Raw genomic sequence first — 1,227 nt, forward strand, 5'->3', positions numbered from 1 at the left:
TGCGCAGCGCCAGCCAGAGCAGCTTGATGGCAGCCTCGTCATTCGGGAAGTGTCCCCGGGTCTTGATGATCTTGCGTAGCTGCATGTTCAGGCTTTCAATGGCGTTCGTTGTGTACACAACGCGTCGAATCTCTGGCGGAAACACGAAGAACGGCGTGACGTGCTCCCAGGCGCGCTGCCATGATTGCACTATCGTCGGGTATTTGATGCCCCACGGGCCGTCTGAGAAGGCCTGCAGGGCCTGTTTCGCAGCATCCTCACCCGCGGCCGTGTAGACCGGCCGCAGCGCTTGCGCCACGACCTTGCGGTCCTTGTAGCTGGCGTATTCCAGGCTGTTGCGGATCAGATGCACGATGCAGGTCTGGACCGCAGTCCTGGGATAGGCAGCACCGATGGCCTCGGCCAGCCCCTTCAGGCCGTCAACGACCGCGATCAGGATGTCCTGGCAGCCGCGGGTCTTGAGTTCGTTGAACACCTTGAGCCAGAATTTGGCGCCTTCGGTCTGCTCGATCCACAGGCCCAGCACGTCGCGCTGACCGTCGGCCTGAATGCCCAGGGCCAGATACACAGCCTTGTTGCTGACCACGCCGTCGTCGCGGATCTTGACCCGCAGTGCGTCGAAGAACACCACCGGGTACATTGCCTCGAGCGGGCGGCTCTGCCAGGTCAGCGCCTCGGCCATCACCTCGTCGGTGACCGAGCTGATGAAGTCGGGCGACACTTCGGTGCCATAGCTCTCGGCCAGAAACGCCTGGATTTCGCGTACGCTCATGCCGCGCGCGTACATCGCGATGATGCGTTCGTCGAACCCAGTGAAACGGCGCTCGTGTTTGGGAATCAGGATCGGTTCGAAGCTGCCGTCGCGGTCACGGGGCACCTCGACACGTACCGCGCCGCGCTCGGTGATAATCGTCTTGCCGCTGGCGCCGTTGCGCTCGTTAGCTTGCCCAGGCGGTTTGGGTTGGCCTTGGGGGTAGCCCAGATGCAGATTCATCTCGGCACCCATGGCACGTTCGATGACCGCCTTGTTGAAGGCCAGCATCAAATCCTGCACCTCGGCTGGTGTCATCGGCCCCTTGACCAGTTGATCCAGCAGTTCCCGAGGCAGTTCAGGCAGCGGCCCGCGGGCCGCTGCCTGCGAGGCTATCGTGCGTTTCTTCTTCATTGGCATATCCATGACTTTTACCTCTCATGATATGCCTCACCCACAAAATCCCGGACAGGTCC

General features: G+C 61.8%; 1 protein-coding gene. It reads right to left on the reverse strand.

What is annotated here, in order from left to right; translation table 11 throughout:
* The coding region (locus U5775_RS38790) for an IS256 family transposase (RefSeq protein ID WP_415913767.1) at nt 1-1,171 on the reverse strand (1,171 nt) is incomplete at its 3' end.
* Nucleotides 1,172-1,227 lie beyond the last annotated feature (56 nt).

Origin of the sequence: Paraburkholderia sp. J63 (assembly GCF_905220245.1) — a bacterium.
GTDB lineage: Bacteria > Pseudomonadota > Gammaproteobacteria > Burkholderiales > Burkholderiaceae > Paraburkholderia.